Origin of the sequence: Pedobacter chitinilyticus (assembly GCF_003313385.1) — a bacterium.
GTDB classification, from domain to species: domain Bacteria; phylum Bacteroidota; class Bacteroidia; order Sphingobacteriales; family Sphingobacteriaceae; genus Pedobacter; species Pedobacter chitinilyticus.
This window is the reverse complement of record NZ_QMHN01000001.1, coordinates 78,928-105,630: the sequence shown is the minus strand read 5'-3', so window position 1 is coordinate 105,630 and position 26,703 is coordinate 78,928. Positions and strand designations below refer to the sequence as shown.

The following is a 26,703-nucleotide window of genomic DNA, read 5'->3' as shown; positions in this document are numbered from 1 at the left end:
AGCCCAATATTGGTATTTGATTTCCTCGCATCAATATCTTCGGATATGTATATCTAAAATCTGCCTATCATTATCCCTTACTTTTAATCTTCTGAAATGAATTGACTTTAAATTGGAATTTGGTGTTGTAGGAACATTTTAGCTCATTTATAGCTTTTAATTTTGAGAACCTAAAAGTAGAAGTTTAGGATAGTTAATAGTTAATTAAAAAGTCGTCATCATGGATGTGGTGACGACTTCTTTAAATCAAACCATTCCATATGGTACAATAATATCCAAGGATATCAGCAGTTAGTCTATAAATTTGGCTGTCTATGGTGAAACCCCAATTCCATCTACATAAAGTAAGCTTACCATCTAACTTCATATAACCTCTTCGGCTACATCACTTTAATTAGTAAGAGCGTAACAAGCATTGTTTTTTTACTATTTCAAGAGCTTAGTGAAGGCAGAAATCAGCATGTTTAACGAACCTTGGAGTGTTGGATCAATAAGCTGGCCCTGTAGATCAAATTTACCTTTGATCCCCTGAATGAGCAATGTTGTTTCAGGAGTGAACCTTGCCATTGCTGTTTTCATGATTAACTGTAACTGTTCATGAGCAGCTTCTCCCTGAGACGAAGCGGTAATCAATGCTGTTGGCTTTTCAGAAAATATAGTCGTTGAGATGCACCATTCGATAGCATTTTTTAAACCACTGGGAATGCTGAAAATATATTCTGGTGTACAAATGATTAAACCATCGGCGCTTTCAATGTTCTTCCTCAAATCAAGAATGGATTGTGGAGTTTCGTTGATGGTAAGATCGGGATCAAAATGCGGCAGTGTTTTTAAGCTAGTACAAATGGTAAGCTTAAATTTATCCTTAGCCAATAATTCGATTGTTCGAATAAGCTGCTGGTTGGAAGACTGTTCGCTGGCACTACCGTTAATGACAAAGATATTAATCATATCAACAAGAGTTTGCTTGCAAAGTTATTAACTATTTCTCTGCTTCAAATCATTACCTGTTGCAACATTTAGCGCAAAGGATCTCCAAAAACGGTTCACATCATCTAATCAAATCTCTTTTTAAGGTTTTTGGCATTTGCTGTGGGTTAAAGTTGGCAAGATAATGCTTTAGGATATTGCCAGCCATATAGGGATACATATCCACAAAATTACTAAGCACAATAATCGTTAGCTTTTCAGAAGGCACTCTTAAAATGTCTCCCAATCCTGGACCACCACTATGTCCAATTACCTGGTAGCCATTGTTTATTTGGGTAGTCCAACCTAGTTGTGTGAACCCACCTTTTAACAGCGTTTGTTTTGCCATTTCCTTCTGCATCGCTGCTGTAATTAAAGTAGCTGAATCAAGGGAGATCGCCCACTTCATGGCGTCGTGTATAGACAAATGCATCCCACCAGCATTATAGCTTGTTGGCGCATAAAAACCTTTGAATATTAAAGGGCCATTTTTACCAGTCGTAAAATTTTGGGATTTACGTTTCAACGGAAACATGGTCAATATTCTTAAATCACGCTGTTCTACATCATATCCGCTGTCTGTCATTCCAATCGTATCAAATACTTCCTTTTTTAAAACTTGTTCAAAAGGAAGACCTCCTATTTTCTCGATGATATACTGAAGCAGAAAATAATCACCGTTTACATATGCCTGTGTTGATCCAGTTTCAAACTTTAGCGGCTGGGCTTTTAACTTTTCTATGAGCAAAGCCATACTGTCGACCTTAAAAGGTTCGGAAGCGGTGATCCCTATTGTACCGCCCAATGACGCTGGCCAAGGCACCCCGCTTTCGTGAGCCAGCAGATGCCTGATCGTAATTTTCTTCCAAGTCTCAGGGGCATTAGGAATATGGTTTGTCACATAATCATCGAGGGATATCCTCTTCTGCTGTAACCATTTCATCATTAAAGTAGAAGTAAATAATTTTGTTACCGAAGCGATTTGGAAGGATGTGCTCATTGAAACGGGAATATCATACTCTATATTAGCGATGCCGTAAGTGTTAGCATGCAATACTTTTCCATCTTTGATAACCGCTACCGCCATGCCTGGAATGCCTAAGGTCTTCATCTCGCCTTTTATATAGGAGTCGATAAATGGTTGGGTAGGCCATTGTTTTTGGCTATAACTGCTTGTTACCACCGTAAAAAGTAAAAAAATAAATAGGGAATACTTTTTCATCTCATTTTGTTAACTGTTCAAATGTTCTAAACTGATTGGCTGCTAACTGTCTTCCATGTTATTCTTTTCTAATGAATTCAAGCCCTCTCTTTCCATCCATGATTTGCAAGGAAGCCGCATTTTTACTGGTCGACATTTTGAATTGAATGTATACGCCGTTCATTGGAACATAGAACTTATGGTCGCCAATTGGGTTTAAACTCACCGTAGGCTGTCCTTTAATTTTACTTAATAGTCTTCCGTTTTCGATAACAATGCTCATTTCTAATTTACCTTGGAAATCGTAATTTCCTATATAAGCAGCAAGCTGTTCCTGGGGAAGTGTAATTGCACGTCGTTCGGTTGGTATTTGGAAAGGTTCATTAAAGGTGATGGCCTCTAAAGCAGCACATATTTCGGGACCTGGCGTGTTGAAATAGTTCGACAAGAAAATGATTGCGGTTTCTGTTTGCGGAAATAATTGGATATTTGATTTAAATCCGTCGATGGAACCAGAATGAGCATAGCTTAAACGGCTATTGTTTTGGCTAACCTGCCAACCCAGACCGTAATTTTTTAAGTAAGGGCGAAACATTATTGACTTGCTACTGTCGCTAAGTATCGTATTGCCATACATTGCCCTCTCCCACCGCAGCAAATCTTCAGCGGTACTGTACATTGCTCCAGCTCCCGATAGCAGGCCTATGTTGTTATTCGGAGAAATATCATGGTCGCTTAGGAGAGACGCCTCGTGCCCTAAGGCCTTGTTGTCGGATTTCCTTCCGTCACTATCGATTCCAGTATTTTTCATTCCCAATGGCTGGGTAATTTCGTCTCTTAATAGTTGGGATAAGTTCTTTTTAGTAATTTTCTCTGCGATGTAGGCGAGTAAAAGATAGTTGGAGTTGCTATATTGAAAGTTACTACCAGGCGAAAATAGCAGTGGTATTTGCGCAAACGTGCTCATCACTTCTGAAGTACTGGTCATCTCCATTTTTTCCTTCTGGAATTTTTCGATGGATGTAAAACTCTTGATACCTGAAGTATGGTTCAAGAGGTTCCAGATGGTGACCGAATCTCCATAATGGTAGTTTGGCAGATATTTCGAAACCTTTTCATTCAGTGAAAGTTTACCACGTTCATGTAGGCGAAGAATTAGGGCCGCAATAAAAGTTTTTGTGATAGAACCTATACGGAATTGCGTTTCTTTGTCATTAGGTATCCTGGTTTTGGCATTGCTATAGCCGTAAGATTTGGAAAACAGGATTTTGCCTTTTTTGATGATGGAGACATTTCCAGAAAAAAGTCCCTGACGGAAATAGTTAGTCAGCAATGAATCTGCCTGAACTGGGATATTTTGTGCTTTGAGCAAGGTAGGTATGATCAAAAAGATCAATAAAAGATTTTTGTGCATATTATTCATTTACAGAAAAGACTATCAAACTTGGTTCAGGTTACACTTTGTCGACCGAAGCCTACAAATCGTAGACGAAATGCAAGTATGTTAAAGGGAACACCTATTTATTGGAACCTCTTGCATTTTATAATCGACAATTTTAGGTGTTTAAGGTTCTGATATTTATAACGCACTCGATCTCGGCTCCCCATGATATTTAGCAGGCAATCGCGATTTATTACTGCCTCAATCATTGCTTTTGTTAGAAAGATTGTGAGCAAATGGTCAGGTGGTCGATAAAAGAACCAGCGCAGTTAACTTATTTATAGTTTTCATGATTTTTTATGGTTGGTCAATCGCAAAATACCATCGAACATTTAATAATATCTAAATTGGAGCCTACTTACTTAAAGTACTTAACCACTTACTTATCTGTTCGAGTATAAGGGGACTAATCGTTTCATTGATATCTTTTGATTCTTCCATTAATCCCGTGCGTCCGCCCCCTTGTAGCATATGGTTGATGCCCTTTAGTACTACAATCTTTGATTTGCTATTGAAGTTCTTCTGGAGCGAGCTGGCCATCCTCGGACTGTGATAAGCGGCATCCACATTCAGGTCAAGGTCTCCGTTGATAATTAACACTGGCGATTTGATCATCAGCAAATTATCTTTTGGTTCTACTTGGGCAGCCTTGTGAAATTGCTCACTGGCCAAAATATACACTCTGGTGTTTATCCTTTTCTGGAGCTCGTCAGTTTCAAGTTTGCCTAGCTTTGTCAATTCCTCGTCGGCAATTGCCTTGATTGCTTTGTAACGCTGTTCATAATTATTTTCGTTTTTGGTATAATAGATGCTCCTGCTTACAAAACTACTATCCGCACGTTGCCATGAAAGCGGCCAGCCCGCTGCTTTTGCCATCATTTTGCTTTGATGTGCCACCACCATATGCGGATAATTGTTAACATAGCCAGCTAACATGATCGAGAAAACTAATTGCTTGCTTTTGTCGGCCAGTAATGCCAGGCCTTGCCCAGCACCAGCACTATGGCCTATCACCCCTATTTTTTTTGGATCAACTGATGGATGTTTTTTAAGGAAATCGATTCCAGCCGAAGCATCAGCCAAGTAGTCTTCTTCTTGTAATTCGTGAATTTTCTTGCTTCCCAAAGTAGAACTTCCAGCTCCACGATCATCAAAACGCAGTGTAACATATCCAAGTCTGGTAAGAAAATCAGCAAGGACCCACAAAGGTTTGTGATTAAAAAATGGTTGGTCTCTAGAAGTTTGCCCAGATCCTCCAATAATTAAAATAGCTGGAAAAGGACCTTGGTCTTTAGGGATAGTTACTGTGGCGGCCAGCTTTACAGCAGTATCACTGGCTACTTTGTAAAATACCTCTTCTACGTCATAGGGAAAAGGGGCTATTGGAGTTTGAGGTCGTTGTTGTCCCTTAACGGATATAGCAAGCATGACTAAACACGCAATGGTTATCTTTTTAAAGTATTTCACTTTCATCTTTTTCATTTAAAGAAAGATGAAGATGATGGTATATACAATCCATAGCGACGAACGACCTCATTCCATCGATATACTACAAAAAATGCTCACTAACGGTAATTTTGCCTACAACTCCCTTAACAGGGGTTATTTACCGATGCAAAACTTCGTAAAGATATTTTCTAGCAAGTCATCCGTGGTCACCGTACCAGTGATCTCTCCCAAATAATGCAAGGCCTGTTTAATGTCCATCGCCAGAAAGTCGGAAGTTACAGGGTTATGAATGTTTTCTAATACTCGGTTTAAGGAATTTTGCGTTTGCTTTAAAGCCTCCACATGTCGAATGTTGGTTACCAAAGTTTCGCTGGTATTGATATGGCTTAAATTCACTTTTTCTAATAAAGCATTCTCCAACACATCCATTCCCTGCTTGGTTTTGGCAGAAATGAGTAAAGCGCCATGCTCCAAGTAAAATTCCTTTTGTTCGGCCGTTAACAATTCTGCTTTGTTCACGATGAACAGATAAGGTGTTTGTTGTAGCGCTAAATCTTGTAATTGTTTCAACACTTCGGCTTGTTCTTCTTGCGCATCAACCATATAAATGATCAATTTGGCCTGTTTCATTTTCTCTAAGCTGCGCTCCACTCCTTTGGCTTCAATCACGTCAGCGGTTTCGCGGATCCCAGCGGTATCAATAAACCTAAATACTACACCGTTAATGTTAATCTCATCTTCAATGGTATCGCGTGTGGTCCCTGCAATATCACTCACAATGGCACGTTCCTCATTCAATAGCGCATTGAGTAAGGTAGATTTGCCTACGTTAGGTTTTCCTGCAATGACCACTGGAACGCCATTTTTAATCACATTACCTACTTCAAAGGAATGGATGAGCCTTTGCAATACTTTGTTGATGCGGTTGACGAGGTCACGTAACTGATCACGGTTGGCAAATTCTACATCTTCCTCTGCAAAATCGAGTTCGAGTTCAATCATGCTGGCAAAGTGGATCAGCTGTTCGCGTAAATCTTTCAGCTCGTTAGAAAAGCCACCACGCATTTGCTGCATGGCCACTTCATGCGATGCCTTGCTATCTGAAGCAATCAAATCGGCCACGGCTTCTGCTTGGCTTAAATCGAAAGCGCCATTAAGGAAAGCACGTAGGGTGAATTCTCCAGGTTTGGCAGCCCTTGCTCCTTTACGGATCAACAAGCTGATGATTTGTTGAATGATGTAATTGGAACCATGGCAAGAGATTTCAACCACATGCTCTTTGGTGTATGATTTTGGGCCCACAAATAAAGACACCACTACTTCATCAACTACTACCTCGCCATCTTTGATTAAGCCAAAGTGCAAGGTATGGGTAGCCTGCTTAGCTAAATCCTTACCGCTAAACACACTGTTGGTTAAGCTAATGGCCTCAGGTCCGGAAAGACGGATGACGCCTATGGCGCCGCTGCCTGGAGGTGTTGATAAAGCAATAATGGTATCGTTGGTGAACATCATGCCGCAAAAGTACGGATTTTTGGGTTATGGAAATGGGTTGCGAGTTACGGGTTATGAGTTGTGAGTGGAGTAAAGTGAATAAACAACCAATAAGAGATCCTTCGCGTACTCAGGATGACATAATGAGCGGGATGAACAATTAAGCGATTAACAAGTAAACAACACCCCGCCCGTTGGGCACCCCTCTAAAAGAGGGGAATTTTGGGAACTACTCATCTAAATACCAACCACTAGTTCCTAGCCCCAAAGAGCTATTAAACAAATAACCTATAAAGAGATCCTTCGCTCGCTCAGGATGACATAATGAGCGGGATGAACAAGTAAACGATTAACAAGTAAACAACACCCCGCCCGTTGGGCACCCCTCTAAAAGAGGGGAATTTTGGGAACTACTCATCTAAATACCAACCACTAGTTCCTAGCCCCAAAGAGCTATTAAACAAATAACCTATAAAGAGATCCTTCGCGTACTCAGGATGACATAATGAGCGGGGTGAACAATTAAGTGATTAACCCAATAAACAAATGAGCTAATGAACCAATTAACCACCCCTTCATCCAAACAATTTGCCTACTTTAGTGTTAGGGATTAAATTTTATACCATCTTTAATTATGAAAGAACTACCCTTAACCGTAAAGCGTTCTATTGAGTTGCTTGGCCTATGTTTATGTATCGGTATTTTTGCCATTGCCAGCGACATCATCATGCCTGTAATCATGGCGTTTTTCATTAGTATTTTACTATTGCCTATTTATCGTTTTTTAAGGAAATATAAATTTCCAGAAGCACTGGCCATCATCTTGCCCATTTTGTTGGTATTTATTTTTATCGCAGGAATTATCTGGTTTTTTTCGGCCCAGATTGGCATTTTGGTGAACGATTTTCCACAAATTAAATCTAACGTGGCTAAGCATTTGCAGTCGTTACAAGAATGGATCAGCAGCTTTACCGATTTCTCTATTGGCAAACAAAAGAAATTCATTACTGAAAAGAGTGATGATTTGTTAAATATGGCTGGGAAAGCAGCTAGTGGTGCGGCCGTGACCTTGAGTAGTATTTTCGTGTTTTTAGGCCTTATTCCTATCTATATTTACCTGATCCTTTTTTATAAGGATATTTTATTGCGCTTTTTGTTCATGTGGTTCAAGGTCGAACACCATCCGAAGGTGAAAGAGGCTTCTTATGAAGCGGAGGCCATCATCAAAAATTATTTAGTGGGCTTGCTCATCCAAATTACCTACATGACTATTTTACTTGGCGGAACGCTTACGTTGTTTGGCATTAAACATGCTTTGTTGATTGGGGTTATTTTCGCCATCTTAAATCTAATCCCTTATGTGGGGGCCTTAATTGGTAACATTTTGGGTGTGCTGATTACGCTAACCTCTTCTCCAGAATTAGGCCCAGTGATTACCGTTTTGTTGGTAATTGCCGTCGTTCAATTCTTCGATAACAACATCTTAATGCCACGTATTGTAGGTTCTAAAGTAAAAATCAATGCGCTGGTCTCCATTTTGGGTGTCGTCATTGGTGGTGTAGTGGCAGGTATTTCGGGCATGTTTTTGTCAATGCCTATTATTGCAGTACTTAAAGTTATTTTCGATAGAAGTGAAGGCTTTAAACACTGGGGCGTGTTGTTCGGCGATGAACGTCCAGCCAAAAGCCCTATGAGCTTTGCTATTTATAGGAAAAAGGGTACGGTGAAAACCAAATCGGGGACGATAGATAAGAAGTAGTTTTTTAGGAGCTAGGAACTAGTGGTTAGGAATTAGTGGTTAGTTGATTATTCGTTTAATCGGTTAACTGTTTATTTGGCATCAATTATTGTTCAGTCCGTTTCTACTCCATCATCTCGAGACTTTAATGGACAGGACTAATTAATAACCTAACCTTTTATTTGATCTTTGGAAAATTAGATAATGAGCTAATTTTAAGCTACTATTCAAGGAGCCCTTTTCGCAGCCTAAGTGTTGCTCTGGATGACAGGGTGCCGATAATATAATAGTTCATTGGTTATTGGCTCACTTGTTTATAGATGACTAGTGCTACCCATTAACTTCCTAACTAACCACTAGCAACTAACCACTAATTCCTAATTCCTAACCACTAGTTCCTAGTTTTTCAAAAACACATCGTACGCGAAACGCAAAATGGTACCAAATACAACGATCAAGAAAAAGATACGGACGAACTTATTGCCTTTAAGCAAAGCAAGTCTAGCTCCTAAAAAGGAACCTAGCACATTGAAAATAGCCATAGGAATGGCATATTGAAATAATACGTGGCCCGTTGAACTGAAATAAATGAGTGCAGCCAAGTTAGTGCCTACGTTGACAATTTTGGCATTTGCACTGGCGCCTACAAAATCAAAACCCAGGATGCCCACAAAAGCCAGGATCAAGAAAGAACCTGTACCTGGGCCGATCAAGCCATCATAAAAGCCAATCATTAAACCAAACAAACAAGCCAGTAAAATTTGCTTGCCCAAAGTATGGCTTTTGTGTTGCTGCTCTCCAAATTTTTTATTAAAATAAGTATAAAGTGCTACCGCTACAAGCACTGCTAAAATAACGGGTTTAATGTGCTGGTTGTTAATGGTGCTTACCAAGTAGGCCCCGCACAACGAAGCCATAAAAGCAGCTATGGTACATCCTGCTAAAATAGCCGCTTTAAACTTTACTTGTTTAGCATACTTTACCGCCGCAACGGCAGTTCCAGCAAGCGACGGAATTTTTACCGTACCAAACAACGTTGCCACTGGATATTGAGGTAAAATAAGCAAGATCGCTGGTGTTTGCAACAAACCACCTCCACCCACAATGGCATCAATAAAACCTGCCGCAAAAGCCGCCAAACAAAGCAATGCTAAGTCGGTGCTATTGGTAGTGATAAAATGAATGATTTGATCCAATTGAGTTGCAGGTTGGGAGTTGCAGGTTATGAGTTACCAGTTGCGAGGTATAAGCTGTGGGTTATAGGTGGTGAGTTGCGGGTGTAGGTTAAGGCACAATAGCTAAAAACCCGCAACTCATAACAAAATTACATTCTTTCTGGTACCTTAATGCCCAATATGGTCATTCCCGATTTAATCACATCAGCGGTAATTTTACAGATATTTAATCGGTGTTGTTTTACTGATGTATCCTCCTCTTTAATAATTGGAGGAACTTCGTGGTAAAACTTATTGAACAACTTGGCCACTTCGTACAAATAGTTGGCAATAAATGCTGGACTGTAAGCCTTCGCCGCATTCGAAATCTCGGTTGGGTATTTAGCCAACAACATGATCATATCCAACTCTGTTGGAGTTAGCTTAATGCTGGCGTAATCAGCCTGTGCAAATTGGTACGAAGCCCTGCCCAACAACGATTTGATACGAGCGTGGGTATATTGAATAAATGGTCCTGTATTGCCCTGAAAATCTATCGACTCCGCAGGGTCAAATAGCAAACGCTTTTTAGGTTCCACCTTTAGCAAAAAGTATTTTAAAGCACCTAAGCCAATGGTATCATACAATTCTGCCTTTTCTGCTTCGGTAAACTCGTTAGTTTTGCCCAACTCCTCTGTTTTTTGCTTGGCAGTATCTACCATTTCGGCAATCAGGTCATCCGCATCCACTACCGTACCTTCCCTACTTTTCATTTTTCCGCTCGGTAAATCAACCATGCCATACGATAAGTGATACAAACCTTTAGCCCAACTTTTGCCTAGTTTTTCTAAAATCAAGAAAAGCACCTTAAAGTGATAATCTTGCTCGTTGCCCACCACGTAAATAGATTTGTCCATTTTAAAGTCGTCGTACTTCATTTGGGCCGTACCCAAATCTTGGGTAATGTACACCGAAGTACCATCCGAACGTAGTACCAATTTTTGGTCTAAACCATCGGCCGTTAAATCAATCCATACCGAGCCATCTTCCTTTTTAAAGAAAACTCCTTTTGCCAATCCTTCTTCAATGGTATCTTTTCCAAGCAAATAAGTATTGCTTTCGTAATAGTATTTATCAAAATCAACACCCAGCTTTTTGTAGGTCACGTCAAAACCGCTGTATACCCAGCCGTTCATTTTTTCCCATAAACCTACCACTGTAGCATCGCCCTGCTCCCATTGCAAAAGCATTTGTTGTGCTTCTTTAATCAGTGGAGCATTCTTTTTTGCTTCCTCTTCAGTTTGGCCAGTAGCCACCAAAGCATTTATTTCCTTTTTATATTCCTTATCAAAAACCACATAGTAGTTTCCAACCAATTTATCCCCCTTAAGTCCAGTACTTTCAGGAGTTTCGCCGTTGCCCCATTTTTGCCAAGCCAACATTGACTTACAAATATGGATGCCTCTATCGTTCACCAAATTGGTTTTAATCACCTCGTAGCCATCAGCCTTTAACAATTCGGATACCGAGTAGCCCAATAAGTTGTTACGTACGTGGCCTAAGTGCAAAGGCTTATTGGTATTTGGCGACGAATATTCTACCATCACCTTTTGTCCATTTGGCTTAACTACCAAAAAGTCTGATGCCAATAAAGTATCGTTAAACAAGTTTATCCAGTAATTTTCGGTAATGCTCAAGTTCAAAAAACCCTTCACTACGTTAAAACCAACTACTTCGGCTACGTTTTGTTGCAAAAAGCTACCAATGTCGTTACCCGTTTCCTCAGGAGATTTTTTAGAGAACCGCACCACAGGGAATACCACAATGGTTACCTGTCCTTCAAATTCCTTACGTGTTTCCTGTAGGTTAATTACATCTTCGGCAATATCTTGCCCATACAACTCTTTAATGGCCTTAACTGCGCCAGCAACAATAAAATTCATAATCGCAAAAATACACTAATTGTTGGAATGTTTAGTTTTTTAGGAATTAGTAGTTAGTGGTTAGTAATTAGTGATTAGTAGTCATTGGTTTATTTTCCGTTGATTATTGATTTATTGAAAATTGAATATTGTTAATTGCTAATTCATTATTTAGAAAAGCACCTACAGCACTACTATTATCGTCAGCCCCGCTTTCCGTTGCAAGTCCGCACTCGCTTCGCTCCCTTGCGGGCTTTCCACTGCAATCGGGTTTAAAGAACTAAGTGAACAATTGAATAATGAACCAGTCCATCTGTAGAAAAATCAATGCAATCTGCGAGAAAGAACTAAACAGTTAATTGATTAACCAACACTCAAAAGAGATCCTTCGCTACCGAATAGTCGGTACAGGTGCGCTCTGGATGACATGTAAAATAGCATAGCAAAGTCCAAAGATCTCTCCACTACCGAAGTGTCGGTACGGGTGCGGTCGAGATAACATGCTAGGAATGGAGCTGCTAATGAACCAAGCGACCAATTAAAGAGATCCTTTGCCACCGAATAGTCGGTACAGGTGCGCTCTGGATGACATGTAAAATAGCATAGCAAAGTCCAAAGATCTCTCCACTACGGTCGAGATGACGTGCTAGGAATGGAGCTGCTAATGAACCAAGCAACCAATTAAAGAGATCCTTCGCTACCGAATAGTCGGTACAGGTGCGCTCTGGATGACATGTACAGTAGCATAGCAAAATCCAAAGATCTCTCCACTACCGAAGTGTCGGTACGGGTGCGGTCGAGATGACGTGCTAGGAATGGAGCTGCCTAATGAACAAGTGAACCAATGAACCAACTAATCCCTAACCCCTAGCCACTTCCCCTTGTCTCTTTCAAAAAAAAGAATAGCTTTGTGGCAACACCAAAATGATATGAACATGCAGCGAAACGGATTTAAAGTAGGCGTAACTACAGAGATTGGAAGATTAAGGAAGCTACTGGTACATAGCCCTGATAGCGGACTAGGCAAAGTGGTGCCTTCTAAAGCACAAGACTGGTTATTTGAAGATATTGTGCACCTTGACACCATTAGAAAGGACGAATACGATTACTACACCAAACTATTGATGTATTTTTTGGACCCTGATAAAATCAAGGGCAAGCTCGCTGAAATAGATTCTGTGGAAGCTAATCGTGGCTTTTACAAACCCAACCATCCGCAGTTTCACAACTCCGAAAATGTAATAGAACTACAAAATTTGCTTTCGGATATTTTGGCCGATGAGTACATCCGTAAAAAACTAACTGCTGCCGTTTGTGCCATTGAAGGCTGTACCTATCAATTACAATTAAAACTTGCCGCTACCGACCCTAAAGAGCTGGCAGAGATTTTTATATCAGGCACCATGGCTGATGACACCATGATTTTTGCCCCAGTGCCCAACCTCATTTTTACCCGCGATGTGGGCACCACCATCAACAACCATATTTTACTGAACAAACCTGCCAAAAAAGCTCGTGTTCGTGAAACCATGTTGATGCGTTACATCTTCTTTAACCATCCGTTTTTTGAAGCATACCAAAACAATATCATCGAAATTCCTGACCCTACCCAACATTTTTTAAGGCCAGGTGATGAGCCTGCTTTTCGTACAACTTTGGAAGGCGGCGACGTGATGATGGTAAGTCCTAATCATTTGTTAATTGGCGTGAGCGAGCGTACTTCCGAAGAGGGTGCTAACGAAGCCATCAAACTGTTGTTCGAGAACAATGTGCTGGATAAAGTAACCGTGGTAAAAATTCCAGCCAAACGCGACTACATGCACCTAGACACGGTTTTTACGCAAGTAAAACGTGACACTTGGGTAATTTTACACAGTATTGCACACAGCCCAGCTTATGATGCCAATGAACCCATCCATTTTTTAAAAGAGCCTGAAAAACTGGAAGCGACTACGGCTATCCAATTCCACAAGGATAAGCCTGGACAACCTAAATATTATGAGCATGTGGAGGCTTTGTTAGACGATATTAGCAGAAATGATTTGGGCAGCACCACGACTACCAAAGTGATTTATAGCGGTGGCAACACCTTCCCTTACGATAGCCGTGAGCAATGGACGGATTCCTGCAATCTTTTGGCACTTAAAGAGGGTGTAGTTTTAGGCTACGATCGCAACGACAAAACCGTGGAAGCCTTTAAAGCAAGTGGATTTGATGTGGTTAAGGTACAGGATTTGATTCAAGATTTGGAAAGCGGGAAAGTAGATGCGGAAACCTTAAACGATACTTTGGTGTTAATGCCATCGGCGGAACTATCAAGAGCTCGAGGTGGTTTCCATTGTATGAGCCTGCCTATTCTGAGAGATGGATTAGGATAAAGGAGCAAGGAGTAAAGAATAAGGATTTAGCCAATGGTACTAAAAAACCAAACAGCCAAAAAACTAAAAAACCAAAAAATGCAAACAACTTCACACCTATTAATGATACGCCCCGTTGACTTCAAGTTCAACGAGCAAACGGCTGGCGATAATAAATTTCAGGTAGCTGGCGAACAGGAAAATGTGCAGCACCAAGCTTTAGCAGAGTTTGATGGCTTTGTAAACATATTGAGAGAAAATGGCGTAGACGTTACCGTAATTAGCGACACCTTAGACCCAGCAACTCCCGACTCGATATTCCCGAATAACTGGGTGTCTTTTCATGAGGATGGCTCCGTATTTTTATACCCTATGCACTCGCCCAACAGAAGAGAAGAGCGCAGGAAGGACATTATTGATAACCTAGGAAAAACCTTTGAAGTAAGCCACCTCACTGATTTAAGCTTTTTTGAGCAGCAACAGCTATTTCTGGAAGGTACGGGTAGCATGGTTTTAGATAGAACCCATAAAATAGCTTACGCTTGCTTAAGTGTCCGCACGGATAAAGAAGTACTGGAAAATTTTGCCATGTTAAGCGGTTATGAAGTGGTCGCTTTTGACGCGGTAGATGAGCACGGCTTCCCTATTTACCACACCAATGTGATGATGTGCATCGGCGAAAAATTTGCTGTGGTTTGTTTGGATAGCATTAAATACACCGAAGATAAAATTGCCATTTTAGAAAGCTTTAAAGCCACCAAAAAAACAGTAATTGATATTTCCTTTGACCAGATGAACCACTTTGCGGGCAACATGCTCGAAGTAAAAAATAAAGAAGGACACAGCCTATTAGTAATGTCAGAACAAGCATTGAAAGCTTTACATGGTACGCAGATTACAGCCTTATCAGCATTCTCCAAAATTGTAACTGCTCCACTTTACACCATCGAACAAAATGGCGGCGGCAGTGCCAGATGCATGCTCGCAGAAGTGCATTTGCCACTTAAGCCCTAATAAATAAACCTCGAAGGCCTTAAAACCTTCGGGGTCTGTGTTTTCCATCAAGACTTTCCCTAAAACAAAATCGCTATTATTCGTCCCCTTTACGCCTCGTAAAAGCCAAGTTTTTTGCTATTTTTGCAAAAAATTCAATTAATGAGTATAGGATTATCAGAACAGGAATTATTACGCCGCGATTCGTTAAAACAGCTTCGCGAGCTGGGTATTAACCCATATCCTGCAGAGGCTTACGAAATCAATGCTAATGCAGCAGACATTTTAGCTAACTACGAAAAAGATAAAACGGCATACAAGACCATTAAGATTGCAGGCAGAATTATGGGCCGCAACATTATGGGGGCAGCATCTTTCGCTGAACTTCAAGACGCTACTGGTCGTATCCAAATTTATTTGAAGCGTGATGAGCTTTGCCCTGGTGATGATAAGACTTTATACAATACTGTATTTAAGAAATTATTAGATATCGGCGATTTTGTTGGTGTTGAGGGTTATGTTTTTACCACTCAAACTGGTGAAATTTCGGTACACGTCAACAAGTTAACGGTGCTTTCTAAATCCATCCGTCCGTTGCCTATTGTAAAACGCGACGATGAAGGAAACGTTTTTGATGGTTTTACCAATCCCGAGTTACGTTACCGTATGCGTTATGTAGATTTAACGGTAAACCCAGAATACAAACAAATTTTCATTAACCGCAGCAAGGTCATCAACACCATGCGTAACTATTTCGACAGCCAAGGCTGGATGGAAGTAGAAACGCCTATTCTACAAGCGGTTCATGGCGGTGCAGCGGCTCGTCCGTTCGCCACCCACCACAATACCTTAGACATGCCTTTGTTTTTACGTATTGCCAATGAGCTTTACTTAAAAAGGCTAATTGTTGCGGGTTTTGATGGCGTATATGAGTTTGGCAAAATGTTCCGTAACGAAGGAATGGACAGGACCCACAACCCTGAGTTTACCTCGATGGAAATTTATGTAGCCTACAAAGACTACGTATGGATGATGGGTATGGTAGAAGAATGTTTAGAGAAAATTGCGGTAGCTATTCACGGTTCACCTATCGTTAAAGTGGGTGCACACGAAATTGATTTTGCGGGTCCTTACGAGAAATTGACCATGTACGAGTCCATTCAAAAATATACAGGCATTGATGTTTCTGAAATGACCGAAGCCGAATTGGCAAAAACCTGTAAAGATTTAGGCATCGAGATTGACGACAGCATGGGTCGCGGCAAGTTGGTGGACGAGCTTTTCAGTGAGAAAGTAGAAGCCAACCTAATTCAGCCTACTTACATTACCGATTATCCAATTGAGATGACTCCTTTGGCTAAAAAACACCGTAGCAAAGAAGGCTTAGTAGAACGTTTCGAGCTATTTGTAATGGGTAAAGAGATTGGCAATGCTTACTCAGAACTGAATGACCCAATTGACCAAAAAGAGCGTTTCGAAGAGCAATTGAAATTGGCTGCCAGAGGCGATGATGAGGCCATGGCTATGGATGACGATTTTGTGCGTGCTTTGGAATATGGTATGCCTCCTACTTCTGGTTTAGGTATTGGCATTGATCGATTGGTGATGTTAATGACTGACCAATCAACAATTCAGGAAGTATTGTTCTTCCCTCAGATGCGTCCAGAGAAAAAGAAAGTTGAGCTTACCGCCGAAGAAAGTGAATTGTTTGGTTTGGTAAAAGAAGGCGAACAACAGCTATTAAGTGATGTAAGAGCACAATTAGCAGACTGGAGCAATAAAAAATGGGATACCACCCTTAAAGGACTTACTGGCAAAAACATCCTAAAAGTAAGCAAAACCGATGATGGTTTATTCCTAGAGTATAAATAAGACATCTTTTTATTAACATATAAATCCTCATCTATTACAGTTGAGGATTTTTTTTTGCCTACTCTTTTCGTTATTGCTTGAAGGTGAGATAAAGCAACCTTGCAATGACGTGATTATTCTCAAACTTTTCTCTATTTTTAACAAAAGCCAAATCAATGAAAGAAGAAACAAAGCTTAAAGATGGTGACTTTTGTCAAGTTGTAAATGGCACTCACAAAGGTAAAACAGGTACTGCCACAGACTTCAACATCAGTAAAACAGGACACCTAACCATTACTGTTGTACAAGAAAATGGCGATCGTCTTAAAACCTTAGGCAGAAATGCGGTGGCTATTTCAAAATAAAACATTAAGGAATGAAGACAATTAAGACCAGGCCTTATAAAAAATCTTAATGTCCCTTAATCCCTTAATGGTTAAAAAACTAAAATGAACTTAAGGTATCTAAGGTGTTTTAAAAACAAAACATTAAGAAATGAAAGCAATTAAGACCAGGCGTTATAAAAAATCTTAATGCCCCTTAATCCCTTAATCCCTTAATGGTTCAGAAGCTAAAATGAACTTAAGGTATCTAAGGTGTTTTAAAAACAAAACATTAAGAAATGAAGACAATTAAGACTATGTCTCATAAAAAATCTTAATGTCCCTTAATTCCTTAATGGTTCAGAAGCTAAAATGAACTAAGTTGTCTAAGGTGTTTTAAAAACATTTCACCATTCATGCCAAAAAACTAAAATGCTCTAAAATGTCGAAGGTTGTAAAATAAAAACCTTCTTCCTTAACAAAAACATAACAAAAAGTTAAAAGCATGTTACCCTACGCTTAAAAAGGCTTTTCTATTTTAGACCTGTATTAAAATCTAAATAAGATGAATAGTTCAAGTATCGAAATCACAGAAAACGAATACTGCATCAAGTTAAGCAGAGAGACGTTTGATTTATCGCTTATTCGTCAATTAATTAAGCGAATCCAAGCTGAGGAATTGTTTTTCAGCAAGAAAAGAATGGAAGAAGAAGACGACCTGATAAGTAGGACAGATTCAGCATTCGAAGAAAACTTTGATCGCCTTTGCGACAAATAAAAAAGGTCTAGCCGCTGTGAAGCAACCAGACCTTTTTTTATGCCTTTTAAAATCCTATCTATGGCTGTAGCGCACTTGTTGTTGCTTATCTAACATGCCAAGCTGGTCTTTCATTTGTTTAATCTGATCAGCCAATAGTTTATTTTTATCCGCTTTTTTAGCTTCTGCCAAATACATTTGCGCTTCACGTTTGTTGCGTTTAGCCATGGCAATACCCGCCAAACTTAACTTGGCCATTGCTACGTTGTGATCCATATGCAAACCTAAACTCAAAGCATTCTTAAAGTACTTCTCAGATTTCAAAGGTGCTTTTCTCGATTCGATTAGACCCACCAAAAGATGGAAATATCCGTATTGCATTTTGTTCAACTGCTTCTCGTAATTGGTAATTTTCCCCAAAAACACTTCCGCTTTAGGCATATTATCTTTACGCAAATACCATTGTGCAATCAGCATATTCTCATTGTAAAAATACGTGATGAAAATAAATATACTAAACAAAACGGCTGGTATACCCCAACCCCAGTGACCGAAAATAAAAAGTGCAACTGCCGCACCAAGTAAAGCAAAGCCTATAATTAGGCGTACCAAATTTGACATAGTTTTTCAATATTTCTGCAAATATCGGTTTTATATAGCAGAAAATAGCGATTTAATTTATAATTTCAACAAAAATTAGATAACAATGAAGTACTTATTTACAATGGTGCTGGGCCTGTTTTTCATTTCGGCCAATGCACAAGAAATCAATAAAAAACTAGAAGATCAGATTAAACATAAACAAATCATGTTAAACGAGTGCTCAAGAGAAGGTTTGGTGACCTTTCCTGAATTTAAAGCAAGCTACGATGCCAATTATGAGAACTACAAAGTAGACTCAGCTTCAATGGCCCAATTAACCAAACTACTAAAGGATAAAAAAATCAAGGTAGTACTAGGAACTTGGTGTGGCGATAGCAAATTTCAAGTACCAAACTTCCTAAAAGTTGCTGATGCAGCTAAGGTAAAAGAAGACCATGTCGCTTTTATTGCAGTAGACGGTGCCAAGAAAGCAGAAAACGGCCTAATAGATAACCTAAACATCACACGTGTTCCTACCTTCATTGTTACGGATAAAAAAGGTACCGAAATTGGACGCATTACTGAGTTTCCAAAAAAGAGCTTAGAACTGGACCTTATTGAAATATTGACCGCAAAAAAATAATATGGCTATTGATTTGGAACCTGGTTGGTTTGAAGTACTAAAAGACGAGTTTGAAAAACCTTACATGAAGAGTTTAAAAAATTTTCTTCAGCAGGAGAAACAAGCTGGTTTCACTATTTTCCCTAAGGGTTCCGATATTTTCAATGCCTTTAAGCACACGCCTTTTGAAAAAGTAAAAGTGGTGATCTTGGGTCAAGATCCTTATCACGGTGTAGGACAAGCGCATGGTCTTTCCTTCTCTGTGCAAAAAGGAATAGTTCCTCCCCCATCACTTAAAAACATCTATAAAGAACTGGCGGATGAATTCCCTGATTTTAACCCCCCCAGCCACGGAGAACTCACCAGTTGGGCCGATCAAGGCGTAATGCTCTTAAACGCAACATTAACAGTTAGAGCGCATACCGCTGGATCACATCAAAACAAAGGCTGGGAACAATTTACCGACAAAGTCATTTCTGAATTATCTGCAAAAAGAAGCGGATTGGTATTTATCCTATGGGGCAACTACGCCAAACAAAAAGAAAGCTTGATTGATCAGAGCAAGCACTTCATCATTAAGTCTGCACACCCTTCTCCTTTTTCTGCTTACAACGGTTTTTTCGGTTCCAAGCCCTTTTCAAAGACCAATGAAATCCTTAAAAAGGAAGGAAAAGAGCCTATTGATTGGCAAATCGTTTAACTAATAACCACAACAGCATCACATAGCTGAACACTAATACCTAATTTAATTAACCACCTAAGACACCTTAGTACATTTTAGTTTTTTATATATCGTTCTATTAGTATATTTAGATACATCTTCAAAGTATATCTAATGGAAAACGACATAAATAAAAAGCTTATCAGCGCTTTGGAATACGAAGTAACAGGTGCATGCATCGAAATCCATAAAAATCTTGGACCTGGATTATTAGAAAGTGTCTACCACCGTTGCCTAGAAAGAGAATTACAGTTAAGAGATATCTTTTATGTTTCAGAACATATCATTGATATAGAATACAAAGGCGTTAGCATAAACACCGCTTTAAGAGTAGATTTATTGGTAGAGAACTGCTTGATAATGGAATTGAAATCAGTAGAAACTATTCATCCAATCTATGAAGCCCAAATACTCACATATATGAAATTGCTTAATGTCCCTAAGGGATTACTTATAAATTTCAATTGTACAAATATTATTCACAACGGAAAGAAAACTTTCGTTAATGAATTATATAGAGATTTGCTCTAAGATGAACTAAGGTGTCTTAGGTGGTAAAAAGTACTAGTACTCCAACGGCACAATCGGCTCCTTCTTCGTTGTCGACATGATCATCATCGTTTGGAAAGTTTTCACTACAGAAATCTTACTGATTTTATCCATAATCAAACGCTCGTAGGACTTGATGTCGCTTACATAAACTTTGAGTAGAAAATCTGCCTGACCAGTAACGTGGTGGCATTCCGTTACTTCCTTAATTTGGTTCACCTCATCCAAAAAAATCTGGATTGTATTGTTTTTATGGAAGTCTAACTGAATTTGAATGAAAGTCTTGATACCAAGACCTAGTTTTTCTTCATCAACCAAAGCATGATAACTTTTGATATAACCAGACATTTCCAGTTTTCTTACTCGCTCTAAAGTAGGTGCTGGAGAAAGACCAATTTCTTGCGATAACAATAGGTTGGTGATCCTTCCGTTTTCTTGCAACAACTTCAAAATCTTGAAATCTATCTTGTCGAGTTCTAGTGCCATATGTTTTGTTTGAATTACCCAAAGGTATAACAGTAAGGGCAATCCACAAAATTTTATTCTAAAACTAATGTAAAAAATTAGCGAATATTTTATACAATTATTTTTAGATTTGTCTAAATTAAGAATTAGAAAACCAAAAATGCAATCATACACAGAAGAGAACTACCTTAAGGTCATTTATCACCTATCGGAAATAAGCCATCCCGTGCAAACCAATGCCATTGCGGATCGTATTCAAACCAAGGCGGCCTCTGTAACGGATATGATTAAAAAGTTATCGGAGAAAGAATTGGTGCACTATGTAAAGTACCAAGGCGTAACCCTCACCGAAAAAGGAAAGCTAACCGCCATTAACATCGTTAGAAAACATAGGCTTTGGGAAGTATTTTTGGTAGACAAATTAAATTTCAAGTGGGACGAGGTGCATGAAGTAGCCGAAGAATTAGAACACATCCAATCTAACTTACTCATCGAACGCCTAGACGAATTCTTGGATTATCCCAAAGTTGACCCACATGGCGACCCCATTCCCGACAAAAATGGCAATTTCGCTGAAATGACTTTCGTGAAACTAAGTAAGCTTAAAAATGGCGATAAAGGCAACATCACAGGAGTAAGTGAACACTCCTCTCCTTTTTTAAAACATTTAGAAAAACTGGGTCTTACGCTTGGCAAACGAGTAGAAGTAATTGACGTGGTAGAATTTGATGGCTCCGTAGAATTATTATTAGAGCAGGAAAAACTAAATATCAGTAGAGAAGTAGCCAAACACATCCTAATCACGAAGAACTAATGGCCGAAAAACAATCCCTAAGCGAAGTACACCAAAGCGTAGCTACCCATCAAAGAAAAGGTTGGAGAAGAATACTGGCATTTTTAGGTCCCGCCTATCTGGTAAGTGTAGGTTATATGGACCCAGGTAATTGGGCAACGGATATTGCAGGTGGCAGTAAATTTGGCTATCAACTTATCTGGGTGCTCCTCATGTCTAATTTGATTGCACTACTGCTTCAATCATTAAGTGCCCGTTTAGGCATTGTGAGAGGATTGGATTTAGCACAAGCATCCCGAAATACCTACCCCAAATGGGTGAATTTCCCCTTGTTCGTTTTGGCACAAACAGCCATCATCGCCTGCGATTTGGCCGAAATTATTGGGATGGCCATTGGTTTAAACTTACTTTTCGGGCTCCCTTTAATATGGGGAATATCCATCACCATTTTCGATACCGTATTACTACTATTTCTACTCAACAAAGGCATGCGAAAAATGGAAGCGTTTATTGTTTCCATGGTTTTCATCGTTGGGATTTCCTTCTTAGCAGAAATGTTCATCGTTCAGCCTTCCCTAGGTGAAATTGCCAAGGGTTTTGAACCCTCAATGCTTGGTGGAGAGGCACTTTATATTGCCATTGGTATCATTGGCGCTACCGTAATGCCGCATAACCTTTACCTACATTCCTCATTGGTGCAAACCCGAAAATTCGAGAGAGACAGCAAAGGAATTAAAGAAGCCATCAAGTTCAATTTTATAGATACTGCTGTAGCGCTCAACTTGGCTTTTTTTGTCAATGCCGCCATTTTAATTCTGGCCGCAGCAGCTTTCTTTAAAAACGGCTTTCACGAAGTGGCCGAAATACAGGATGCACACGAATTACTGAGTAATATTTTCGGTGATGTGGCCCCTGCCCTCTTCGCCATTGCGCTTATTGCTGCTGGACAAAGCTCTACCGTAACAGGTACCTTAGCTGGTCAAATTGTAATGGAAGGTCACTTAAACCTAAGGATACAACCTTGGCTGCGCCGTCTAATTACTCGCCTTTTAGCTATTGTTCCCGCATTTTTCACCATTCTTTACTTCGGTGATGACGCCCTAGGTGGCTTACTGATTTTAAGTCAGGTAGTATTAAGTTTACAACTAGGCTTTGCCATTATTCCGCTCATTCACCTCAACTCCGATAAAAAAGAAATGAAGGAATTCACCATCAAACTTTGGGTGAAAATTTTGGCTTGGTTAAGTGCAGCGGTCATTGTAGCCTTAAACATCAAATTAGTAATTGAAGAAATTGGGGGCTGGATAAAAGAATCAAACAACGCTTGGTATATCTATGTCATTGTGTTGCCAGTAGCCATCCTTGTTGCCTTGCTATTACTTTATATTTTTGTGTATCCGTTTGTGGGTAAAAAACAGTTGATTAGCAATGTACCTCATGGTGATGCACTTGCCATAGGTCAAATCGAGAAAATCAATTATGAGAAGATTGGCATTACCGTAGATTTTTCAGAGAACGATCGGAAAACCATTCGCCATGCGTTAATTCAAGGCGGAAAAGATGCACACTATTACCTTATCCACGTAGTAGAAACCGCGGCGGCACGCTACCATGGCAAAACCGTTATGGACCATGAGACGCAATCTGATATCGACAATCTCAAAAAATACCAAGAGAACCTGGCTGAATTAGGCTATCAATCTACGCCGCATATTGGTTTTGGTGGTACCGCAAAAGCCATCGCCGAAATTAGCAACACCAACAAATTGGAACTTTTGGTAATGGGTGCACATGGGCACAAAGGCCTTAAAGACCTAATTTTTGGAACTACTGTCGATTCAGTTAGACACAAAGTAGATATCCCAGTGCTCATTGTAAGATAATTAGAAAAGCAATACAACAGCAACTATTTACGGCAGCCCCGCTTTCCACTCCAATCTTTTTGTTGGGCCAATTCCCAAACCTCATAGGTTTATCCACATGATCCAAAGGAAACCTATGAGGTTTTTCCCTGCAACAAAAAGTATTTCCACTACAATCGGGTTTAACAAACAAAAGCTACTGCCCAAAACTTAGCGTGCAATCCCAAATACAACTACCACTATCAACTTTGCGTTCTCTGCTAAACTTCACAAATCTTTACAGTTAGTAAAAGATCTCATAGCTATACAAAGACTGAAATTTAATATTCAATAACTTTCTATTTTTTTAACTTTTTTAACCCACTGCCATAGGGCTGTCACTATCCCATTTTAGCTTTATGCAATAATTAAAATGGAAATGAAAAAATTGCATCAGTTCATGCTCACGGCATTTACAATTTTACCCTTCACTGCTCAATCACAAACAAAAACAATGAAAAAACAAACCATTCAACAATTTTACGTCATCGGAATTTCGGTAAGAACTACCAATCAAAATGGACAATCAGCCCAAGACATTGAAACATTATGGAAGAAGTTCTGGGGAGAAGAGATTCAAAAACAAATTCCTAACAAAGTAAATGACGACATCTACGCCGTATACACTGCTTACGAAACAGACCACACGGGGCCATATACCACCATCATCGGATCACAGGTGAATTCATTAGCCAATATCCCCGAAGGGTTTGTAGGCATAACCATTGAAAAAGCGAACTATCAAAAATTTGTATCAAAAGGAAAAATGCCCGAAGCCGTTTTCAACACATGGATGGAAATATGGCAAAACAAAACCTTAAATAGAGCCTATAAATTTGACTTTACTATCCACGGAAAAAAATATTATCTGGGTGATCAAGCCGAAGTAGAAACTTTTATATCAGTAAAAGAATAACCGACTTTTAAAACAATTCCCAGACTGCTAATTGAGTTTTCATTACTCAATTGCAATCTGGGAAAAACTAATTAATTTTATCGCCTAAACTATTTCAAAGTATATCTTAGTCCGAAAAAACCCCTTATCCCTTGATTTGGCGCATAAACATAACTCGGATCAAAAGTTAAACCATAAGGATTATTTGGCGTGGCCATCGCATTTCCGTTAGCATCAAACTGCACTTGCTTGTCGAAAGAATCATTAGCACGGGCAATAATAAAAGGATTATTTCTGGTAGGCTTAAAATTAAGCAGGTTTTTTACACCCGTATAAACCTCTAAATTTTTAAACCCACGATAAGTAAATTGGATATTCTGTAAACTCCATACTGGTGAAAAAGGCTGACGAGGATCCAAATCATTCAACAAAGGCAATCGCATTGGTCCATAAATATTTCCCGTATAATCAATTCCCAAATTCAGCTTATTGATAAGATAAGAAACCGACCAAGTACCCATCCATTTTTCAGTTAATATTTGCTGTGTTTTGTTCCCGTTCTGTACCAAACCTACATCCTGCAAGGTAATCCCAGCATTCAATTTCAGTCCAAAATTTAACGTGACATCAAAATTTCCAGTTAAACCCCTACTTACCGCATAACCAGTAAGGTTATTGTATCTAATTTGATTAGTATTGGTTTCATAATCAGCTACAATACGGTTGCTGAAACGAGTGTAAAAAGCCGAAACATCAAAAGTGAAAGTATTTCCATTTAAATCATGCAATTTTTTAAGATAGTTAAGGTTCACGTTGTAGCTCTTTTCAGGTTTCAAATTCTCTTCTATCACCACTTCCCTAGCCCCGGTTAACGCCGCATGATCTTCCGTAAAAATATTGACCACCCGAAATCCAGTTCCAGCATTTAATCTTAGGATACTGGTTTCATCAAAATTGATTTTATAAGCAAATCGAGGCGTAAAGATATTTCCGTGTGTAGAATGGTAGTCGTAACGCATGCCCAGCAAAACCGAATGCTTTTGGGTTAATTTAATCTCATCCTGTACAAATACCCCTGGCAAATACACATTTTCAGGGTTGTTTTGATTGGCCAGAATCGTAGCTGGGGTATTGTCATCGTAATAAGTATAACGGAAAGCCGTACCAAAAAGTAGGTCGTGGCTACCTATTTTTTTATCCCAAGTCAACTGCGAAAATGCAATATTCTGTTTGGCAATGTAAGAAGTCTCCCCATACCTGCTATCCTGGTTATGGCTCGTTAAAGAAAAGGCCAAAAACATCTTTTCCTTTAATGGCAATTGGTAGTTCCCCAGCAATTCAAAACGTTTGGTATAGATACTTTCGCCATATACTTCATTCCCTCCCCTATACTGTTTTGTCCAGTTCATTTCTCCACCCCATCTATCTTCATACAAAAACCTTCCCGCTAAAGAAAACAGCCTATTTTCCCGCCTATTAAAGTTCCATTTCTGAAAAATCGAAATCCTATCTTGCAGTGTTACATCCGTAAAGCCATCATGATTATCATCTACCTTGTTTCCATATTTAAAATAATTCACCCCAGTTAAAAAACTTACCTTCGGAGACAAACGGGCTTTAAAACCTAAATCAATATTATGCTCCAAATAGCTAGTGGTCATTAAATCAGCGGTAAATTTGGAGGCCTTACCTACCTCTTTGGTAATGATGTTGATCAACCCACCTACCGCTTCACTACCGTACAAGGAAGATGCAGGGCCTTTCACGATCTCTATTCTTTCCACCAGCGAATTTGGAATGCCTGACAAACCATAAACCGTAGATAAGCTGCTGACAATAGGCATTCCGTCAATCATCACCATGGTATATGGGCCTTCCAAACCGTTGATATGGATATCTCCAGTATTGCAGATATTACAATTAAGCTGTGGACGAACGCCGTTGATATTCTGCAAAGCATCGAAAATACTTGGGGTAGGATTTTTCTGAAAAAACTTGGCGGTATAAATCTCTACGGGCACTGGACTTTCCAAACGATTGACCTCCTTTTGTGTTCCAGTAACCACTACTTCCCGCAAGTTTTCCTTTTGTTCTACCAAATCGAAATGTAATACAGTATCCGACAGTACCTGAACAGTATTTACCTGTGTTTGATAACCTAATGCAGATATTCTGATTTGATATTTACCAGCATTGAGAGCCACAAAACCGAAATTTCCTTCGGCATCCGTCTGTGAAGAGCGCTGTAACTCTAAAATACGCAAGCTGGCCTTTACCACTGGCGAGCCATTGCTTTCCACTTTTCCTTTCAGCACAATATCCTGAGCGTTAGCTTTTGAAAACAACAATAAAACAGCAAGAAAAAGTAAAATATTCTTCATTTTGAAAATGGGTTAGCTATACAAAAATATAATTTTAGACAAATCTAAAAATTAGTTTAGAAAAACAACATAATAAAATTAAAAAAATCTAAAAACAGCTACAAACGCAACACTATTGCAAATATAGGATTAGCATTTAAAAATG

At 39.4% G+C, this 26,703-nt stretch carries 22 protein-coding genes; 12 read left to right on the top strand and 10 right to left on the bottom strand.

Features of this window, described 5'->3' with window-relative positions; translation table 11 throughout:
- Positions 1-426 precede the first annotated feature (426 nt).
- From DUT70_RS00455 to mnmE, 5 genes are all read right to left on the bottom strand, one after another.
- A complete protein-coding gene (locus DUT70_RS00455; RefSeq protein ID WP_113645289.1) occupies positions 427-951 on the bottom strand; it encodes an NADPH-dependent FMN reductase in 525 nt (174 codons plus the stop codon).
- Between the two features lie 100 nt (positions 952-1,051).
- Entirely contained in the window at positions 1,052-2,191 is a 1,140-nt protein-coding gene (locus DUT70_RS00450) for a serine hydrolase domain-containing protein (RefSeq protein WP_113645288.1), read from the bottom strand.
- Between the two features lie 58 nt (positions 2,192-2,249).
- On the bottom strand, positions 2,250-3,584 hold the full coding sequence (locus DUT70_RS00445) for a serine hydrolase (RefSeq protein WP_162926545.1): 1,335 nt from the start codon (positions 3,582-3,584) through the stop codon (positions 2,250-2,252).
- 381 nt (positions 3,585-3,965) lie between these two features.
- Positions 3,966-5,093: an alpha/beta hydrolase family protein gene (locus DUT70_RS00440; protein ID WP_113645286.1), complete on the bottom strand. Its 1,128-nt coding sequence runs from the start codon at positions 5,091-5,093 to the stop codon at positions 3,966-3,968.
- A gap of 120 nt (positions 5,094-5,213) precedes the next feature.
- On the bottom strand, positions 5,214-6,572 hold the full coding sequence (mnmE, locus tag DUT70_RS00435; RefSeq protein ID WP_113645285.1) for a tRNA uridine-5-carboxymethylaminomethyl(34) synthesis GTPase MnmE: 1,359 nt from the start codon (positions 6,570-6,572) through the stop codon (positions 5,214-5,216).
- Positions 6,573-7,188: 616 nt separating this feature from the next.
- Here mnmE and DUT70_RS00430 point away from each other — a divergent pair.
- Positions 7,189-8,313 carry an AI-2E family transporter gene (locus DUT70_RS00430; RefSeq protein WP_113645284.1) on the top strand — a complete coding sequence of 375 codons (1,125 nt, stop codon included), beginning with the start codon at positions 7,189-7,191 and terminating at the stop codon, positions 8,311-8,313.
- Between the two features lie 377 nt (positions 8,314-8,690).
- Here DUT70_RS00430 and DUT70_RS00425 read toward each other — a convergent pair whose 3' ends face one another.
- On the bottom strand, positions 8,691-9,488 hold the full coding sequence (locus tag DUT70_RS00425; RefSeq protein ID WP_240431986.1) for a sulfite exporter TauE/SafE family protein: 798 nt from the start codon (positions 9,486-9,488) through the stop codon (positions 8,691-8,693).
- A 128-nt stretch (positions 9,489-9,616) separates the two neighbouring features.
- A complete protein-coding gene (gene argS, locus DUT70_RS00420; RefSeq protein WP_113645283.1) occupies positions 9,617-11,389 on the bottom strand; it encodes an arginine--tRNA ligase in 1,773 nt (590 codons plus the stop codon).
- 914 nt (positions 11,390-12,303) lie between these two features.
- Here argS and DUT70_RS00415 point away from each other — a divergent pair.
- The 5 genes from DUT70_RS00415 to DUT70_RS00395 all read left to right on the top strand — a co-directional run bounded on the left by DUT70_RS00415 (position 12,304) and on the right by DUT70_RS00395 (position 17,670).
- Positions 12,304-13,746 (top strand): arginine deiminase family protein, encoded by a 1,443-nt coding sequence (locus tag DUT70_RS00415; protein WP_162926544.1) that lies wholly within the window; start codon positions 12,304-12,306, stop codon positions 13,744-13,746.
- Positions 13,747-13,824: 78 nt separating this feature from the next.
- The gene (gene ctlX, locus DUT70_RS00410; protein ID WP_113646514.1) at positions 13,825-14,739 is read left to right on the top strand and encodes a citrulline utilization hydrolase CtlX; all 915 of its coding nucleotides are present in this window, start codon (positions 13,825-13,827) and stop codon (positions 14,737-14,739) included.
- Between the two features lie 141 nt (positions 14,740-14,880).
- Positions 14,881-16,590 (top strand): lysine--tRNA ligase, encoded by a 1,710-nt coding sequence (lysS, locus tag DUT70_RS00405; protein ID WP_113645281.1) that lies wholly within the window; start codon positions 14,881-14,883, stop codon positions 16,588-16,590.
- Between the two features lie 155 nt (positions 16,591-16,745).
- Positions 16,746-16,934 (top strand): RNA-binding protein, encoded by a 189-nt coding sequence (locus DUT70_RS00400; RefSeq protein WP_113645280.1) that lies wholly within the window; start codon positions 16,746-16,748, stop codon positions 16,932-16,934.
- 523 nt (positions 16,935-17,457) lie between these two features.
- Positions 17,458-17,670: a hypothetical protein gene (locus DUT70_RS00395; protein ID WP_113645279.1), complete on the top strand. Its 213-nt coding sequence runs from the start codon at positions 17,458-17,460 to the stop codon at positions 17,668-17,670.
- Between the two features lie 54 nt (positions 17,671-17,724).
- Here the strand turns inward: DUT70_RS00395 and DUT70_RS00390 are convergent, their stop codons facing one another.
- A complete protein-coding gene (locus DUT70_RS00390; RefSeq protein WP_113645278.1) occupies positions 17,725-18,270 on the bottom strand; it encodes a DUF2892 domain-containing protein in 546 nt (181 codons plus the stop codon).
- 85 nt (positions 18,271-18,355) lie between these two features.
- Here DUT70_RS00390 and DUT70_RS00385 point away from each other — a divergent pair, with 85 nt between their 5' ends.
- The 3 genes from DUT70_RS00385 (at position 18,356) to DUT70_RS00375 (ending at position 20,105) form a co-directional block, all read left to right on the top strand.
- The gene (locus tag DUT70_RS00385) at positions 18,356-18,874 is read left to right on the top strand and encodes a thioredoxin family protein (protein ID WP_113645277.1); all 519 of its coding nucleotides are present in this window, start codon (positions 18,356-18,358) and stop codon (positions 18,872-18,874) included.
- A 1-nt stretch (position 18,875) separates the two neighbouring features.
- Complete coding sequence (gene ung, locus DUT70_RS00380; protein ID WP_113645276.1) at positions 18,876-19,553, top strand: uracil-DNA glycosylase; 678 nt, start codon at positions 18,876-18,878, stop codon at positions 19,551-19,553.
- Positions 19,554-19,688: 135 nt separating this feature from the next.
- Positions 19,689-20,105 (top strand): GxxExxY protein, encoded by a 417-nt coding sequence (locus tag DUT70_RS00375; protein WP_113645275.1) that lies wholly within the window; start codon positions 19,689-19,691, stop codon positions 20,103-20,105.
- Between the two features lie 33 nt (positions 20,106-20,138).
- Here the strand turns inward: DUT70_RS00375 and DUT70_RS00370 are convergent, their stop codons facing one another.
- A complete protein-coding gene (locus DUT70_RS00370) occupies positions 20,139-20,609 on the bottom strand; it encodes an Lrp/AsnC family transcriptional regulator (protein ID WP_097127375.1) in 471 nt (156 codons plus the stop codon).
- A 139-nt stretch (positions 20,610-20,748) separates the two neighbouring features.
- Here DUT70_RS00370 and DUT70_RS00365 point away from each other — a divergent pair, with 139 nt between their 5' ends.
- The 3 genes from DUT70_RS00365 (at position 20,749) to DUT70_RS00355 (ending at position 24,198) form a co-directional block, all read left to right on the top strand.
- A complete protein-coding gene (locus DUT70_RS00365; protein ID WP_113645274.1) occupies positions 20,749-21,402 on the top strand; it encodes a metal-dependent transcriptional regulator in 654 nt (217 codons plus the stop codon).
- Positions 21,402-23,264, top strand: coding sequence for an Nramp family divalent metal transporter (locus DUT70_RS00360; RefSeq protein ID WP_113645273.1), 1,863 nt, complete (start codon positions 21,402-21,404; stop codon positions 23,262-23,264). The genes DUT70_RS00365 and DUT70_RS00360 overlap by 1 nt, the downstream gene beginning before the upstream one ends.
- Positions 23,265-23,736: 472 nt before the next feature.
- A complete protein-coding gene (locus DUT70_RS00355; protein ID WP_240431985.1) occupies positions 23,737-24,198 on the top strand; it encodes a GyrI-like domain-containing protein in 462 nt (153 codons plus the stop codon).
- 89 nt (positions 24,199-24,287) lie between these two features.
- On the opposite strand, the gene DUT70_RS00350 is transcribed toward DUT70_RS00355, so the two are convergent.
- A complete protein-coding gene (locus tag DUT70_RS00350; RefSeq protein ID WP_113645272.1) occupies positions 24,288-26,558 on the bottom strand; it encodes a TonB-dependent receptor in 2,271 nt (756 codons plus the stop codon).
- Between the last annotated feature and the right edge of the window lie 145 nt (positions 26,559-26,703).